The organism is Streptomyces sp. RLA131 (assembly GCF_056270125.1).
This window is the reverse complement of sequence record NZ_JBWDOQ010000002.1, coordinates 1,756,907-1,771,766: the sequence shown is the minus strand read 5'-3', so window position 1 is coordinate 1,771,766 and position 14,860 is coordinate 1,756,907. Positions and strand designations below refer to the sequence as shown.

At 72.9% G+C, this 14,860-nt stretch carries 13 protein-coding genes and 1 pseudogene; 7 read left to right on the top strand and 7 right to left on the bottom strand.

Annotated features, from left to right (window positions below; all coding sequences use genetic code 11):
- Window positions 1-37 precede the first annotated feature (37 nt).
- Window positions 38-1,135 (bottom strand): GNAT family N-acetyltransferase, encoded by a 1,098-nt coding sequence (locus RWE79_RS09035; protein ID WP_475939497.1) that lies wholly within the window; start codon window positions 1,133-1,135, stop codon window positions 38-40.
- Between the two features lies 1 nt (window position 1,136).
- Complete coding sequence (locus RWE79_RS09030; protein WP_475939496.1) at window positions 1,137-1,433, bottom strand: hypothetical protein; 297 nt, start codon at window positions 1,431-1,433, stop codon at window positions 1,137-1,139.
- 271 nt (window positions 1,434-1,704) lie between these two features.
- Between RWE79_RS09030 and RWE79_RS09025 the strand changes: the two genes are divergently transcribed.
- Together RWE79_RS09025 and RWE79_RS09020 are read left to right on the top strand one after the other, a co-directional pair.
- Entirely contained in the window at window positions 1,705-2,496 is a 792-nt protein-coding gene (locus RWE79_RS09025; protein WP_475939495.1) for an SGNH/GDSL hydrolase family protein, read from the top strand.
- Window positions 2,497-2,545: 49 nt separating this feature from the next.
- The gene (locus RWE79_RS09020; RefSeq protein WP_475939494.1) at window positions 2,546-3,691 is read left to right on the top strand and encodes a type ISP restriction/modification enzyme; all 1,146 of its coding nucleotides are present in this window, start codon (window positions 2,546-2,548) and stop codon (window positions 3,689-3,691) included.
- A gap of 439 nt (window positions 3,692-4,130) precedes the next feature.
- On the opposite strand, the gene RWE79_RS09015 is transcribed toward RWE79_RS09020, so the two are convergent.
- The 3 genes from RWE79_RS09015 to sigK all read right to left on the bottom strand — a co-directional run bounded on the left by RWE79_RS09015 (window position 4,131) and on the right by sigK (window position 5,850).
- Entirely contained in the window at window positions 4,131-4,394 is a 264-nt protein-coding gene (locus RWE79_RS09015; RefSeq protein WP_475939493.1) for a hypothetical protein, read from the bottom strand.
- An 89-nt stretch (window positions 4,395-4,483) separates the two neighbouring features.
- Window positions 4,484-5,284, bottom strand: coding sequence for an anti-sigma factor (locus RWE79_RS09010; RefSeq protein WP_475939492.1), 801 nt, complete (start codon window positions 5,282-5,284; stop codon window positions 4,484-4,486).
- Window positions 5,281-5,850, bottom strand: a complete 570-nt coding sequence (sigK, locus tag RWE79_RS09005) for an ECF RNA polymerase sigma factor SigK (RefSeq protein ID WP_475945698.1) — start codon at window positions 5,848-5,850, stop codon at window positions 5,281-5,283. The genes RWE79_RS09010 and sigK overlap by 4 nt, the downstream gene beginning before the upstream one ends.
- Window positions 5,851-6,041: 191 nt before the next feature.
- Between sigK and RWE79_RS09000 the strand changes: the two genes are divergently transcribed.
- The 4 genes from RWE79_RS09000 (at window position 6,042) to RWE79_RS08985 (ending at window position 11,940) form a co-directional block, all read left to right on the top strand.
- The gene (locus RWE79_RS09000; protein WP_475939491.1) at window positions 6,042-7,607 is read left to right on the top strand and encodes a DUF4331 domain-containing protein; all 1,566 of its coding nucleotides are present in this window, start codon (window positions 6,042-6,044) and stop codon (window positions 7,605-7,607) included.
- Between the two features lie 190 nt (window positions 7,608-7,797).
- Window positions 7,798-9,183: a tetratricopeptide repeat protein gene (locus tag RWE79_RS08995; RefSeq protein WP_475939490.1), complete on the top strand. Its 1,386-nt coding sequence runs from the start codon at window positions 7,798-7,800 to the stop codon at window positions 9,181-9,183.
- Window positions 9,180-10,808, top strand: coding sequence for a HoxN/HupN/NixA family nickel/cobalt transporter (locus tag RWE79_RS08990; protein ID WP_475939489.1), 1,629 nt, complete (start codon window positions 9,180-9,182; stop codon window positions 10,806-10,808). Before RWE79_RS08995 ends, RWE79_RS08990 begins: the two co-directional genes overlap by 4 nt.
- Window positions 10,809-10,857: 49 nt before the next feature.
- Entirely contained in the window at window positions 10,858-11,940 is a 1,083-nt protein-coding gene (locus RWE79_RS08985; protein ID WP_475939488.1) for a serine/threonine-protein kinase, read from the top strand.
- Between the two features lie 15 nt (window positions 11,941-11,955).
- Here the strand turns inward: RWE79_RS08985 and RWE79_RS08980 are convergent, their stop codons facing one another.
- On the bottom strand, window positions 11,956-12,708 hold the full coding sequence (locus RWE79_RS08980; RefSeq protein WP_475939487.1) for a GntR family transcriptional regulator: 753 nt from the start codon (window positions 12,706-12,708) through the stop codon (window positions 11,956-11,958).
- Window positions 12,686-13,999: a homogentisate 1,2-dioxygenase gene (gene hmgA, locus RWE79_RS08975; protein ID WP_475939486.1), complete on the bottom strand. Its 1,314-nt coding sequence runs from the start codon at window positions 13,997-13,999 to the stop codon at window positions 12,686-12,688. Before hmgA ends, RWE79_RS08980 begins: the two co-directional genes overlap by 23 nt.
- A gap of 196 nt (window positions 14,000-14,195) precedes the next feature.
- Here hmgA and RWE79_RS08970 point away from each other — a divergent pair.
- Window positions 14,196-14,809, top strand: a pseudogene (locus RWE79_RS08970) (TetR/AcrR family transcriptional regulator).
- Window positions 14,810-14,860: the final 51 nt, after the last annotated feature.

The window sequence follows — 14,860 nt, the reverse complement described above, 5'->3', positions numbered from 1 at the left end:
TGTCGACACATTGATCTTGACCATCCGGCAATGTCCGCTATTGTGCGCCGGTGCGCAACCTGCCGACCACCTTGAGCAACCGGTCTGCCGGTTCCCGCAACCCGGGTCGGCCGGTCACCGCGTTGCGCAGCGCGCGCACCGGCGCACGCCGGGCCCGGTGCCCCAGTGCCACCGGATGACGCCGGGTCACCCAGCCCTCCGAGACGATCAGATCGCGGGTCTTGAGCGACTCCTTGTACTCCTTCCCGCCGCGCCCCAGGTCGAGGTAGGCCACCCCCTCGGCCGCCGCCGCCTCCGCCATCCGAAGATGCAGCACCAGCCCCGGCGAGTACCGGGCGTACGCCGGGTCGTACGCCGGGAACCAGCACGCCAGCACCGACGGCGAACGCATCCCGAAGTGCGCGGCGGCCGGCCGCCCGCCCGCGTAGAGCACCGACAGCAGCCCCGAGAACGACGGGCCCCGCGAGTGGAACAGCTGCTCCGCCAGTGCGACGATCCACGGCCGGGCGAACCGGTCGCCGCGCCCGGTCCTGCGGTACTGGGCGGACTTCCACCCCATCAGCGTGCGCAGTGCCGCCGGATCCCGCTCGTCGTGCACATAGCGGACCTCGCCCACGTCGCGGCCGAGCCGGCGCTCCTTGGCCAGGGTGGTGCGGACGAACTTGGGCGACCGGCCCCGGATGTGGCCGAGATACGACGCATAGCCGTGCTCCACATCCATGACCGGCGACGGGTACGCGCCGCTGATCCCCTCCTCGAAGGGCTTCTGGCCGTCCACCAGATGGTCGAACTCCCACACCGCCAGCCCGCAGGCGCGCAGCAGTTCGCGGGAGTCCCACTGGAAGCCTGGCCGGTGCACCAGCCCCTGGCAGTCGGAGAGTCCCAGCCCCACCGCGCGGCCGACCCCGGCGGTGCTGCGCTGGAAGGGGAAGAACGCGACCGGTTCGCCGTCCTCGCGCAGCACCGCGATCCGTACCCCGCGGTGATGGCGGCCCACCGCGAGCGTGAACTCCGGTGCGAGGAACGGGTTCCCGAGCTGTGGGCTGCCCGCGGCGGCGGCCCGCTTCTGGGTGTCCGCCCAGGCCGCCCGGTCGGCGGCGGTCAGATCCCCGGGGCGGTACACCGAGATGCTCACGTCAGCGACCTCCGCCGGCCCGGGTGTACGCGTGTCTCAGCGGCGGCAGCAGGAAGAGCGCGGCGCTCACCGCCGTGACGACGCCGACCCCGCCGCGTATCGACCACACGTGCAGGGTCAGCATCGCCTGGGCGACCAGGAGGTCCACCACGACGGCCCCGGCCGCCCCGGCCACCGCCCGGCTGAGCGGGTCCAGCGTGCCCAGGGCGGCGGCGAGTGCCGCGCCCGGGGCGACGAGCAGGAAGAACAGGGTGAACGGGGCCCGGACGGGCGAGGTGATGTCCATCAGCGCGAGCACCGCGCCGACCGCACCGACCCCGACCGCGGCCCCGGCGAACAGCGGTAGTGATTCCCTGCCGAACGTCTGTCTGCGCGTTGGTTGCATTGGCGACTTAGCCCCCCAAAACGCCGGATGCAGGGCTTCAATGTGGCGCAGCCCCGCCGGACTCGTCAAGAAAACAGCCGAGCGACTCCCATGTTCATGTCAGGAAATCGTGGCATGAACACTTCCCGAACCAGTTACTCCTTGGTACGAAAGATGCGGCAGAGATCCTGCTAAGGGAGGTTTCATGAGACTGTCCCGATTCCCGGCAGCCGCATCCGCGCTGCTCCTCACCACCGCCCTCGCCCTCTTCGGCACGGGCTCGGCACACGCCGCGGGCCCCGTCTACGCGGCCCTCGGCGACTCCTACTCCGCCGGAGTGGGAAGCGGAAGCTACGACAGCGCCAGCGGCAGCTGCTACCGCAGCAGCAAGGCGTACCCCGCACTCTGGGCCGCCGCGCATACTCCGTCCGGGTTCTCTTTCACGGCCTGTTCCGGCGCGAAGACGGCCGACGTCCTCAACAGTCAACTCGGCGCCCTGAGCGCGAGCACCACCCTCGTCAGCATCAGCATCGGCGGCAACGACGCCGGCTTCTCCGACGTCATGACCACCTGCGTCACCAGCTCCGACGCCACCTGCGTCAGCCGCATCAACACCGCCCGCGCCTTCGCCACCGACACCCTCCCCGGCCGGCTCGACGCCGTCTACGACGCGATCAGCGCCAAGGCCCCCTCCGCCACCGTCGTCGTCCTCGGATACCCGCGCTTCTACAAACTCGGCACCCTGTGCATCGGGCTCAGCCAGACCAAGCGCTCCGCCATCAACGCGGCGGCGGACCTCCTGGACGACACCACCGCCAAGCGCGCCGCCGACCACGGCTTCGTCTTCGCCGACGTCCGCGCCAACTTCACCGGGCACGAACTGTGCTCCGGCTCGGCCTGGCTCCACAGCCTCACCTATCCGGTCTACGAGTCCTACCACCCCACCGCCTCCGGCCAGTCCGGCGGCTATCTGCCCGCCTTCACCGCAGCCGCGTAGCGCGCCCTGCCGCGGTGGCCCCCGGACCGCACCGGGGGTCGCCGCTACCATGCGGGGCGTGGGGAGTTCGCTGGCGCTGGACGAGATCATGCCGTGGGCGGTCACCGCGCCACGGCTGGGCCGGGGCTGGGTGACGGCGGCCGAACCCGCGACCCTGAAGGCCCGGTGGGCCCGGCTGACCAGGGCGGAACCCGCCGAGCGGGACGCGCTGTTCGAGGTGACCAGGTCCCGCACCCCCTACTCCGCCGTACCCCAGCTCCCCGGCCACCCGGCGCCCGGCGGCCGGCTCGCCCGTGAGCACGGGCCGTGCCCGGAGCCGGTCCGGGTCACCGACGGGCCCTTCGACCGCCAGTGGCTGATACCGGACAACCGGGTGATCGACGCGGCCCGCCCCGAGCTGTGGCGGGTCACGGACGACACCCACCAGATCCACGCCGTCGAGCACCCCGGGGCCGGCCTGACGTACTCCGCGCTGCTCCCGGTCGGCCGCCGGCAGCGGATCCGCCCGCTCTACCGCCGCCCCGGCGGCCTCGACCCCAATCTCGCCCCCGGCCTGCTCGGCCATCTCGCCCGCCGGCTCGGCCTGCCCGTCGCCCCGGAGGACGTTCTCGCCTGGACCGCCGTCGGCACGCTCCCCGGCGTCACCCTCACCGCCGATCCCGGACTCTGGGCCGAGGGCGTGACCCTGGGCCGCGAGATCCTGTGGCTGCACACCTACGGCGCCCGGTGCGGTACCGGCCGGCCCCGCATGCCGGGCGGGCGGCGCCCCTACGTCAGGGCGGCCGTCCCGGAGCGCCCCGGTGCCGCCGGTCACGACCCCGGGGAGCAGGCCCTGCGCCTCGGCGACGGCGTCATCTCCCCGGTGCCGGAAGCCGCCTGGCAGTTCGCCGAACCCTGGTGCGAGCGCCGTACGTCGCCGGGCGAGCCCGGCACGCTCGGGGCCGTCGGCGACGTCGGCTGGCCGCGTTCGCGTACGTCGGAACTGCTCGAACTGATCACCGTGGTGGCCCTCCTGGACGACCTCGGCCCCCGGCGCCGCGACCTCACCGCCCGAGTGGCCGCCGCCGGCGACCACATCGCCCCCGAGGAGCTCCGCGCGGCCGGCGTCCTCCCCGTGCCCGACACGGCCCGGCGCCCGGCCTCGGTCCTGGACCACCACGAGGAAGGCCCGGACGGCCAGTTCGCCCTGCTCTAGCTTTGCGCCCGGGGGGGGGGGCGGTGCCGCCGTCGGCATCCCTCCCCCAGACTCCGTCCGGGGGTACCCCCACCTCAGCGCTCGAACGCCAGGCCAACAGTGTTCGGTGCCGTAAGCCGGTTCTCGTCGCTTGCGGGGGGCACCCCGACGTCGTCCCCTCCCGGGCCGGTGGCCTCTTCCGCGACAGACGGCCAACCGGGCTGGGGCCGCGAGGAGACCTGGGAGGGGGCGTACCGGGGTGCTCCCCGCAAGCGACGAGCGAGGATCCCGGGTCCGACTCGAAAGTACCCGCGTCGCGAGCGCTGAGGAGAGGAGCCCGGTGCGACACCGACCCCACCCACCAGGGGGAACAGGGGTGCGCTGAGCAGGTCCGGACGCACCGGCGCGGTGCCGGGACGGCGGGGCCTCCGAACCTGCCCGGGGAGGGTGGTGCGAAGGGTCAGCTGCGGCTGCCGAAGAGCGAACGGCGCAGCCGTCGCAGGGGCGCGAACAGCGAGACCCGGGCGCTGCGGCTGGCCCTGGTACGCGTGTGGTCGCGAGCGGTGAGCTCCTGCATCAGCAAGGTGGCCTCAGCCGTCTCGCGCTGCGGCAGGGCCGGGCCGGCCAGTATCGCGAGATGACGGTCGACGCGCGCGCTGGACGCACTGCTCCCGCAGTTGATGGCAGGCACCCGTGGCCTGCTCCGCATAGCTATCTGTTCCATGACACTCCCCACCCGTTCGAGGGCACCCGGCACCGGGCAGGGTAACCCTATCGCCTGGCCGCGTCACCCGCGCATCCTGTGCCCCGGATTCACCTCTGAGTCAAGGCTGTTGACGTGATACTGCCCGTTTCCTGTACGACCAAAGGGAGTTGCGCGACGGGGTCGGTGGTGGGCCGGGTCGATCCGCCATCCGGCTCAACGGTGATCGCGAAGGCCGTGGACTTGTCGTTCAGGGCGGTGGCGACCAGCGGCACACCGTCGTCCGGCAGCAGGCCGACCGACCGTACGGCGCTGTCGCCGGACATCAGCCACAGCTGGTAGTCGCGCCCGGACGGCGCCGCGGCCAGCCCGTGGGCGGTGACGACGGCGCGGTGCAGCGAGTCGGACACCACGGCGGTGATGCCCCGGCCCTGGTTGTCGCTGGCGCTGCGGGCCTTCGCGTCGGGCGCGCCGAGCACCTGGTTGACGGCCGCCGCGGCGGTACGTTCGCGGTCCAGCTCGGTACTGGTCCGTACGTACTGCACACCCATCACCACGGCGGCGGCCAGACAGAACGCGGCGGCCACCGCCGTGAACCGGATCCGGGGCCTGGCCCGGGCCCGTGAGGCGGCCCGGGTGCCTGCCCGGGTGACCGGGATGTCGGTGGCCGGACGGGCCGGCGCGGCCTCCTGCGGCATGGTGAGCACCGCGGTGAGCACCCGGTCGCGCATCATCGGCGGTGGTGGGAACGACGCGGCCCGGCCGAGCCGCAGGACGTCCTGTGCGAGCCGCCGCACCTCGTAGGCGCAGGGCTCGCAGCGAGCCAGATGTTTTTCGAACCGGCGGTGCTCACGTGGCTCCAGCGCGTCGAGCGCGTAGACCGCGGCGAGTTCATGGATCCGGCGCCTCATGCCGCGCTCCCCAGGCATTCGCGCAGCCTGGTGAGGCCGTCGCGCATCCGTGTCTTGACCGTGCCCAGCGGTACGGACAGGCGGTTCGCGACCTCGCGGTACGTGTAGCCGTCGTAGTACGCCAGCGTGACCGACTGCCGTTGCAGATCGGTCAGCCGCTCCAGACAACGGAGCAGCCATTCTCGTTCCAGGGTGCCTTCGACCGCCTCCGCGACCTGGTCGAAGGCGGGTCCGTCGGACCGCCGCCCGATCCGCAGCTCCCGCTCGGTGGCGGCGCGCGCCGACCGTACCCGGTCGACGGCCCTGCGGTGGGCGAAGGTCATGATCCAGGCGAGTGCGGTGCCGCGCTCCGGGTCGTACCGCGGAGCGCTGCGCCATACGTCGAGCAGTGCCTCCTGGGCGACCTCCTCGGACTGCGCGGGGTCCCGCAAAACCCTTCTGACCAGGCCGTACACAGGGCCGGACACCAAGGTGTACAGCTCCTCGAAGGCGCGGTGATCACCACGGCCGACCAACGGCAGAAGCCGGTCCGCCTCCTGGCTGTCCCGGACGTCCTTCCGAACCAATTGCAACGTGTCTCCTCCCCATCTGATCCCGGCCCGTCATTGTCGCGGCAAGTGGTGTTCGGAGCGACGTATCTCAACGGATTGCCCAACTGACTGAACTTCTTACCAATCCGCAGACGTATGGCCTCCGAACAACCCCGTGAGCGCCTCTGCCACAGGGCACCGGCACTTGACGCCAAAGGACCGACGCGATGACCGCAGACAGCAAGAGCAGGCTCAGGCTCAAGGCCCGGATCAGGGCAGGAGGGTCCCGCAGGATCGCCCTGTTCACCGCGGCCGCCCTGGCTGCCGGAGGGCTCGCCACGGCGGGCGTCGCCGCACTCCAGCCGCAGGCCGCCGAAGCCTCCAGCCACCGGGAGGCGCCGCTGATCTCGGGCCAGCCCCAGTTCGACACCACCGACCTGTACGCCTTCGTCAGCCCCGACAAGAAGAGCAAGACGACGCTGCTGGCCAACTTCATCCCCTTCGAGGACCCGGCGGGCGGCCCCAACTTCTACAAGTTCGCCGACAACGCCCAGTACGACATCCACATCGACAACGACGGCGACGCCCAGAGCGACTACGTCTACCGCTGGAGCTTCAAGGACCACTTCCGCAGCGGGGACACCTTCCTGTACAACACCGGCCCGGTCACCAGCCTCGACGACCCGGACCTGAACTTCATCCAGACGTACAACATCGACCTGCTGAAGGTGCACAGCGGGCGGGTCGTGAAGAAGACGCGGATCGCCAGGAACGTGCCGGTCGCGCCGTCCAACGTCGGCAAGGCGTCGATGCCCGACTACTCGGCGCTGCGCAAGCACGCCATCAAGAAGATAGGCGGCGGCACCACCGTCTTCGCCGGCCAGGCCGACGACCCGTTCTTCGCCGACCTGCGGGTCTTCGACCTGCTGTACGGCGGTGACCTGTCCGAGGTCGGCGACGACACCCTCGCCGGGTACAACGTCAACACCCTCGGCATCCAGGTCCCGACCAAGTACATCCGTGAGTCGAAGAAGCAGCCGATCATCGGCATCTGGTCCACCACCCAGCGGCTCAACTCCAGCGGGCGGTACGTCCAGGTCTCCCGGCTGGGCAACCCGCTGGTCAACGAGGTCGTCAACCCCCTCAAGGACAAGGACAAGTTCAACGCGTCCGACCCCTACGACGACGCCCAGTTCGCGGACAACGTCACCGAGCCCGAGCTGCCCAAGCTGATCGAGGGCATCTTCAAGATCAAGGCGCCGGACGAGCCCCGTGACGACCTGGTTTCGGTCTTCCTGACCGGTGTCGACGGCCTCAACAAGCCCCCGTACGTGCGGGCGTCCGAGGAACTGCGGCTCAACACCTCGATCAAGCCCGCCAAGTCGCCCAAGCGCCTCGGTGTCCTGGACGGCGACAACGCCGGCTTCCCCAACGGGCGCCGGCTGACCGACGACGTGCTCGACATCTCGCTGCAGGCCGTCGAGGGCGAGCTGGTCGGCAGCAAGAACGACCTCGGTGACGCGGTCGACGCCAACGACGCCGACTTCGAGCACAGCTTCCCCTACGTGGCGCTCCCGGCCTCCGGCTCGGACGCGGCCTCGACGAACTCCACCAAGTCCGACCGCACCCTCCTCAACGGCGGCGGCCTGGTCTCGGGCAGTGACAACACGGTGCTGGCCGTCTCGGCGGCGTCCGGCGCGGCCGGTGTGCTGCTCCTCGGCGGCGGTCTGGTGTGGTGGCGGGGACGGCAGCGTCGCAGCCGCTTCGACCTGGATGCCTACCACGGGCGCTGACGGGGCCCGGCCGGCCCGCGGGCCGGCCGGAACACCGTAACCACCCCCAGGCAGGCGTGGTCCGGACCCCCCACCCGGGCCACGCCACCCGCTCGGCCGCCCCTCCCGCTCACCCCCCCACGGGGCGGCCGAGCCACCCAGAACCACCGCGCCGCACAGCCGTACCGCCGCACCCAGAGAGGTACCCGCGATGTCCGCCACCGCAGAAACCGTGAGCGCACCTGACGCGCCCGAGCCGCCCGTCTTGCCCCGGCGCCGAAAACTGCGCACGGCGGCCGTGGTCGTGGCGCTCGCGACGGCTCTCACCGCGGCGGCCATCGCGATCGGCGGCAGCACCCACCCCGCAGCCGCCGGCAAGGCGACCGTGGCCGCCGACGCGTCACTGGAACGCATCGCGGACGGCGACCTGGCGAGCGGCATCGCGGCCCTGCAACAGCACCTGCGCGCGCAGCCCAAGGACGCGGGGAGCTGGGCCACCCTGGGCGCCGCCTACGTGGAACAGGCCCGCACCACCGGCGACCCGACCCGCTATCCCCAGGCCGAGGAGGCGTTCGACCGTTCCATGACGATCCAGCGCAAGGACAACGACGCAGCCCTCGCCGGCCGGGCCGCCCTCGCCGCCGCCCGTCATGACTTCCCCACCGCGCTGCGCAACGCCGACAGCGCCCTGACCGTCAACGCCTACAACGAACGCGCCCTCGCCGTGCGCATCGACGCCCTCGTCGAACTCGGCCGCTACGACGCCGCCTACCGGGCCGCGCGCCAGGCGGACTCCCTGCGCCCCGGCATCCCGATCTTCACGCGCTACGCCTATGTGCTCGAACTGCGCGGCGACGTCAGCGGCGCCCGCCGTATCCTCCTCGAAGCCCTCGACCAGGCCGTCTCCCCGGGCGACATCGCCTACGTGGCCACCGCGCTGGGCCAGCTGGCCTGGACCCAGGGCGACTACACCGCCGCCATGAAGCACTTCGCCCAGGCCCTCACCGCCTCGCCCTCCTACCTCCCCGCCCTGGAGGGCCGCGGCCGCACCCACGCCGCCCGCGGCGACCTCGACAAGGCCGCCGCCGATCTCGGCGAGGTCGTCCGCCGGTACCCGCTGCCGGCCCAGCTCGCAGCCCTGGGCGAGGTGTACGAGGCGCTGGGTGACCGCAAGCGCGCCAAGCAGCAGTACAACGTGGTCGGCACCTGGATCGAACTGGCCCGCGCCAACGGCGTCGCCACCGACCTCGACACGGCCCTCGTCGCCGCCGACCACGGCGACCGCGAGGAAGCCCTCACCGCGGCCAGGGCCGAATGGCAGCGCCGGCACAGCGTGCACACCGCCGACGCCCTCGCCTGGGCCCTCCACGTCAACGGCCACGACCGCGAGGCGCTCACCTACGCCAAGCACGCCGCCGCTCCCGGCTACCGCAACGCCCTGTTCCTCTACCACCGGGGCATGATCGAACGCGCCCTCGGCGACAAGGACGCGGCCCGCGGCTCGCTCAAGGCCGCGCTCAAGCTCAACCCCGGCTTCTCGCCCACCTCGTCGAAGACGGCCCGCGCCGCCCTGGACGGGCTGGAGGGCGCCAAGTGAAAGCCCGGATCGCGGCCGTACTGGCCGTCACCGCCGCCCTGGTCGCCCTCCCGGTGGCCGCCGCCTCGGCGCATCCACTCGGCAACTTCACCGTCAACCGCTACGACGGCCTGGTCGCCTCGGACGCCCGGCTCACCGTCGACCACGTCGAGGACCTCGCCGAGATCCCGGCCGCGCAGGCCAAGGCCGACATCGACACCGACGAGGACAACACCCTGGCCCCCGCGGAACTCCGGACCTGGGCGGACAGCCGCTGCGCGGACGCCGCCCGGGGCGCCCGGCTCACGGTGGGCGGAGAGCGCGAGCAGCTCGGCGTCGGCTCCGCCAAGGCCTCCCTGCGCCCCGGGCAGGCGGGCCTGCCCACGCTGCGGGTGCAGTGCCGGCTGACGGCCGCCCTGCCGCGCGGGGACGCCGCCACGATCACGTACCGCCCCAAGGACATCGGCACCGGCCCCGGCTGGCGCGAGATCACCGCGCGCGGCGACCGCAGGACGCTCACCCGCTCGGACGTGGCGCGGCGGTCGATCTCGCAGCGGCTCACCTCCTACCCCAAGGACCTGCTGTCCTCACCGTCGAACGAGCGGTCGGCAGCGCTGCGCACGACTCCGGGCGGACCGGCCCTGGCCGACTCGTCGTCCACCGGCACGCCCGTGGCCTCCTCCGTCCTGCCGCGCGGTGCCGACCGCTGGACCACGGCCCTCACCGGCCTGGTCTCCCGGCACGACCTGACCCCCGGCTTCGCCGCCCTCGCCTTCGGCGCCGCGCTGCTGCTGGGGGCGATACACGCCCTGGCCCCCGGCCACGGCAAGACCCTGATGGCCGCGGCGGCGGCGGCCGGTGGACGCACCTCGCGGCGCGACATGTTCGCCCTGGGCGCCTCGGTGACCGTCACCCACACCATGGGTGTCTTCGTGCTCGGCCTGCTGGTCACCGCCGGCTCCGCGGCGGCTCCTTCGGTCATCGGCTGGCTCGGTGTGGCCAGCGGTCTGCTGGTCACCTTCGCGGGAGCGGCGTTGCTGCGGCGCGCATGGCGGCTGCGCGGCCAGGAGCACGGCCACAGCCACTCCCACGACCACGACCACGGGCATGACCACGGACACGGGCATGGACAGGGCCATGGGGACGGGCACGGGCACGGCCACGGCCACGACGATCACGGGCATGCGCAGGGGCACGGGCACGACCACGACCCCGCGCAGGCCGCCGGACTCGCCTCCGTGCCCGCTGTCACCGCCGTGCTCACCGCCGAACGCCCGGCTCCCCGGCCGCACCACCATCACCACCACCCCACCCCCCAGCTCACCCTGCGCAGCACGATCCTGCTCGGCTTCGCCGGAGGCATGGTCCCCAGCCCGTCGGCGGTCGTCGTCCTGGTGGGCGCGTCGGCCCTGGGCCAGGCGTGGTTCGGCTTCCTGCTGGTGCTCGCGTACGGCATGGGGCTCGCGCTGACCCTGACGGCGGCCGGGTTCGCCGTCGTACGTCTGGGGAAGCTGGCCGGCCGGGTCCAGGCCCGGCGCAGTGGCCGGCTGCTGGTCCTCGCGCAGCGCGCGGCACCGCTGGTGACGGCGACCGTGGTCTTCACGCTCGGCTGCGTGCTGGTGTTCAGGAGCATGAGCGGTCTGTGACCGGTGCGCCCGTAGCGGGGGAAGAACCGACGCGACGGGAGGTTCGCCGATGACGACCCGGGTGCTGGCGGGACGGTACCGGCTGCTGAGCGAGCTGGGCCGGGGCGGCATGGGCGTGGTGTGGCTCGCCCACGACGAACTGCTGGGCCGCGAGGTCGCCGTGAAGGAGGTCCGGGCCCCGGAAGGGCTCGACGAGCACGCGGTGCTCCGGCTCTACGCCCGGCTGGAGCAGGAGGGCCGCGCGGCGGCCCGTGTGGACCACCCCAACGCCATCACGGTCTACGACGTGGCGATGGCCGAGGGCACCCCGTGGATCGTCATGGAGCTGGTGCGCGGCCTCTCCCTGTCCGACGTCCTGGACGCCGACGGGCCGCTCTCCCCGCGCCGCGCCGCCGAGACCGGCAGCCGGGTGCTCGCGGCGCTGCGGGTCGCCCACGGGCGGGGCGTCCTGCACCGCGACGTCAAACCCGGCAACGTCCTGATCGGCAACGACGGCCGTGTCGTCCTCACCGACTTCGGCATCGCCTTCATCGAGGGCAGCTCCGCCATCACCCGCACCGGAGAGGTCGTCGGCTCGCCCGAGTACCTCGCCCCGGAACGGGCCCTGGGCCGCCCCACCGGCCCCGCGTCCGATCTGTGGGCGCTGGGGATCCTGCTCCACGTGGCGGTGGAGGGAGGGTCGCCGTTCCGCCGCGACACCGCCCTGAACACCCTGTGGGCCGTCGTGGACGAACCGCTGCCCCCGCCCCGGCTGGCCGGGGCCCTCGCCCCGGTCATCGAGGGACTGCTGCGCAAGGACCCCGCCGAGCGGATGGACGGCGCCGAGGCCCAGCGACTGCTCGACGCCGCCGCGGCGGGCCGTGCCTCCTACCGGCCGACGGCCGCCGTGGCGGCGCCGAGGCGCCCCACGCCCTCGGCGGACGCCGCCGTCACCGCCGCCCGGCCCCGTACCGCCGCCCGGCTGCACGCCGCCGCCGCTCCGGCCTGTCCGCGCCGGGCCGTGGCCGCCGTCGTCGCCGGGATCCTCGCCCTGGCCCTGGCCGCCGGTGGCGTCGCCTGGGTCCTGCTGCACCACAGGGGCGGCGGCACCGCCATCGGCCCCACGGCCTCCGAAGGCCGCGCGACCCGGTGAGCGCGCGGCCACGGCCTAGCGGGCGTCCATCGTGACGGTGAAGGAGAAGCGGTCCCCCCGGTACCGGATGCGGGCCACGTCCACCACGCGCTCGCTGTCGTCGTGGACCACCCCGGTGCAGTGCAGGATCGGGCTGAGCAGCGGCACCCGCAGCAGGGCCGCAGTCTCGGGGTCGGCGAGGCGGGCCTCCACGGTGTCGGTGACGCGGTTGATCCGTACGCCGAGGCGGTCGCGCAGGACGCGGGTCATGGGGGAGTGCACGAGCTCGGCGGGGTCGAGGCGGTCGGCGAGCGCCGGAAGGACGTAGTTCTCGGCCCAGTTGACGGGCTCGTCGGTCTCCTCGTCGTAGCGCAGGCGCCGGTAGCGGACGAGTTCGGTCTCGCCGGGGAAGAGCGCGGCGAGGTCGGCCGGGACGGGGACCGGCTGGTGTCCCAGGACCGTGGTGCGTTCGCCGGACTGGTGGGCGACGATGGCGTCCACCGACCCGAGGAGCCGGACCGGGGCCCCGCGGCGGGCGGCGGGGTCGATGAAGGTGCCGTGGCGGCGGTGCCGGGTGATCAGGCCCTCGGTCTCCAGCTCCTTGAGGGCCTGGCGCATGGTCAGGACACCGACCCCGTAGTGCTCGGCGAGCGCGTTCTCGGTTGGCAGCCGCAGCGGTGCGTCGGCCGGGCGGCCGAGTACGGAGGCGCGCAGCGACTGCGAGACCTGGTACCACAGCGGGAGTCTGCGGTTGAGGAGCAGCGGGTCAGGGGCGAAAGAGCCGCTCAAGGCCACTCCAGACCTTGTCGTAACCGTCCTGGCGGTGCGGCCCGTTCATCGCGTACTCCGTCGGCACGACCGGCCAGCGGGTCTCGAACATGAAGGCCAGGCCGTCGTCGACCTTCTGGGGCCGCAGCTCGGCCCCGCTCGCCCGGTCGAAGGTCGTACGGTCCGGTCCGTGCGCGGACATCATGTTGTGCAGGGAGGCGCCGCCGGGCACGAAGCCGTCGGCGCCGGCGGTCTTGGCGTCGTAGGCACCCTCGATCAGGCCCATGAACTCGGTCATGACGTTGCGGTGGAAGTACGGCGGCCGGAAGGTGTCCTCGCCCACCAGCCAGCGCGGGGCGAAGACGACGAAGTCGGCGTCGGGGGCGGCGAGCACGGTGTAGATCGACGGGTCGGGGTGGTCGTAGCTGACCGTGCCGAGCACATTGAAGCGCCGCAGGTCGTAGACGTACGGGACGTGGTTGCCGTGCCAGGCGACGACGTCGAGCGGGGAGTGGTCGTAGGTGGCTGCCCACAGGTTGCCGCCGAACTTGCTGATCACCTCGACGGGTTCGCCGTCGCGCTCCTCGTAGGCGGCGACGGGGGCGAGGAAGTCACGGGCGTTGGCCAGGCCGTTGGCGCCGATCGGGCCGAGGTCGGGCAGCCGGAAGGGGCTGCCGTAGTTCTCGCAGACATAGCCGCGGGCCCCGGCTGCGGGGTCGCACAGCTCGACACGGAAGCGCAGGCCGCGGGGGATCAGGGCGATGTGGCCGGGCGTGACGCCGAGCAGGCCCAGTTCGGTGCGGAGCAGCAGGGCGCCGTGCTCGGGGACGATGAGCAGCTCGCCGTCGGACGAGGAGAAGACCCGGTCGTCCATGGAGCGGTTGGCGGCGTACCAGTGGATGCCGATGCCCTCGCGGCGCATGACGTCACCGTTGCCGCCGACCGTGACCAGCCCGTCGACGAAATCGGTGGCCCGGTCGGGCAGCGGCAGCGGGAGCGGGCCCCAGCGCAGCCGGTTGGGGTCGGGCTCGGTGTCGCGGAAGGGGGCCGCGCGCAGCAGGCCGTTGCCGATCCTGCGCAGCGGCGGGTGGGCGGCGGAGGGGCGGATCCGGTAGAGCCAGCTGCGCCGGCCGAGATGGCGGGGCTCGGTGAAGGCGGTGCCGCTGAGCTGCTCGGCGTACAGGCCCATCGGTGGGCGCTGCGGCGAGTTCCGGCCGACCGGGAGGGCGCCCGGCACGGCCTCGCTGAGGTGCTCGTTCCCGAAGCCGGGGGAGTAGGTGAGGTCCTTTACCTGTTGGTCCGGGCTGGTCATCGGGGGCTCCCAGGGTCGCCGCGGCCATTCCTGTGCTCGACCATAGGAATGGCTGGGCCATCCGTCAACCGTCCGGCCGTAGGTCCGGTGGTCGGTCGTCGGTCGTCCGTCGGTCGTCCGTCGGTCGTCCGCCGGCGATCCGGCAGTCCGGGCCCGGCCACCGGACCCGAGTGGGGCGGCACGGCATGATGGACCTGTGCACGCCGCCACCGGACTCCGCCGCGCCCCTGTCCAGCGACGCAGCGCCGAACGCCTCGGCCGCATCCTCGACGCCACCGCCGGGCTGCTCGACGAGGTGGGTTACGAGGAGCTGAGCACCCGCGCCGTGGCGGTCCGCGCGGGCGTGCCGATCGGGTCGGTCTACCGTTTCTTCTCCAACAAGCGCGCCATGGCCGACGCGCTGGCCGGGCGCAACCTCGACGAGTACGTCACCCGGATCGCCGCGCGCCTGGCCGGGCCGGACGGGGCCCGGGGCTGGCGGCCCGCGATCGATCTCGCCGTCGACGAGTACGTGGCCATGAAGCGCACCGTCCCCGGCTTCGGGCTGGTCGACTTCGGTATCCCCGTCCCCGGTGCCCGGGGTGCCGCCAACCACCGGGTCGCCGACCGGCTGCGCACGCTGCTCGCCGTCCACCTCGGCCCCGATCCGGACGCCAGGCGCTCGCGCTGACCTTCACCGTCGGCGTGGAGGCCGCCGACGCCCTGCTCCAGCTCGCCTTCCACACCGACCCGGCCGGTGATCCGCGGATCGTCGCCGAGACCAAGGTGCTGCTCCACGCCTATCTCGCGCAGGCTCTGGACGGCGGCTGAGCAACGTCGGCTGACGGCATGCCTACCGGTCGGTATGCTGGCCGCCCAACC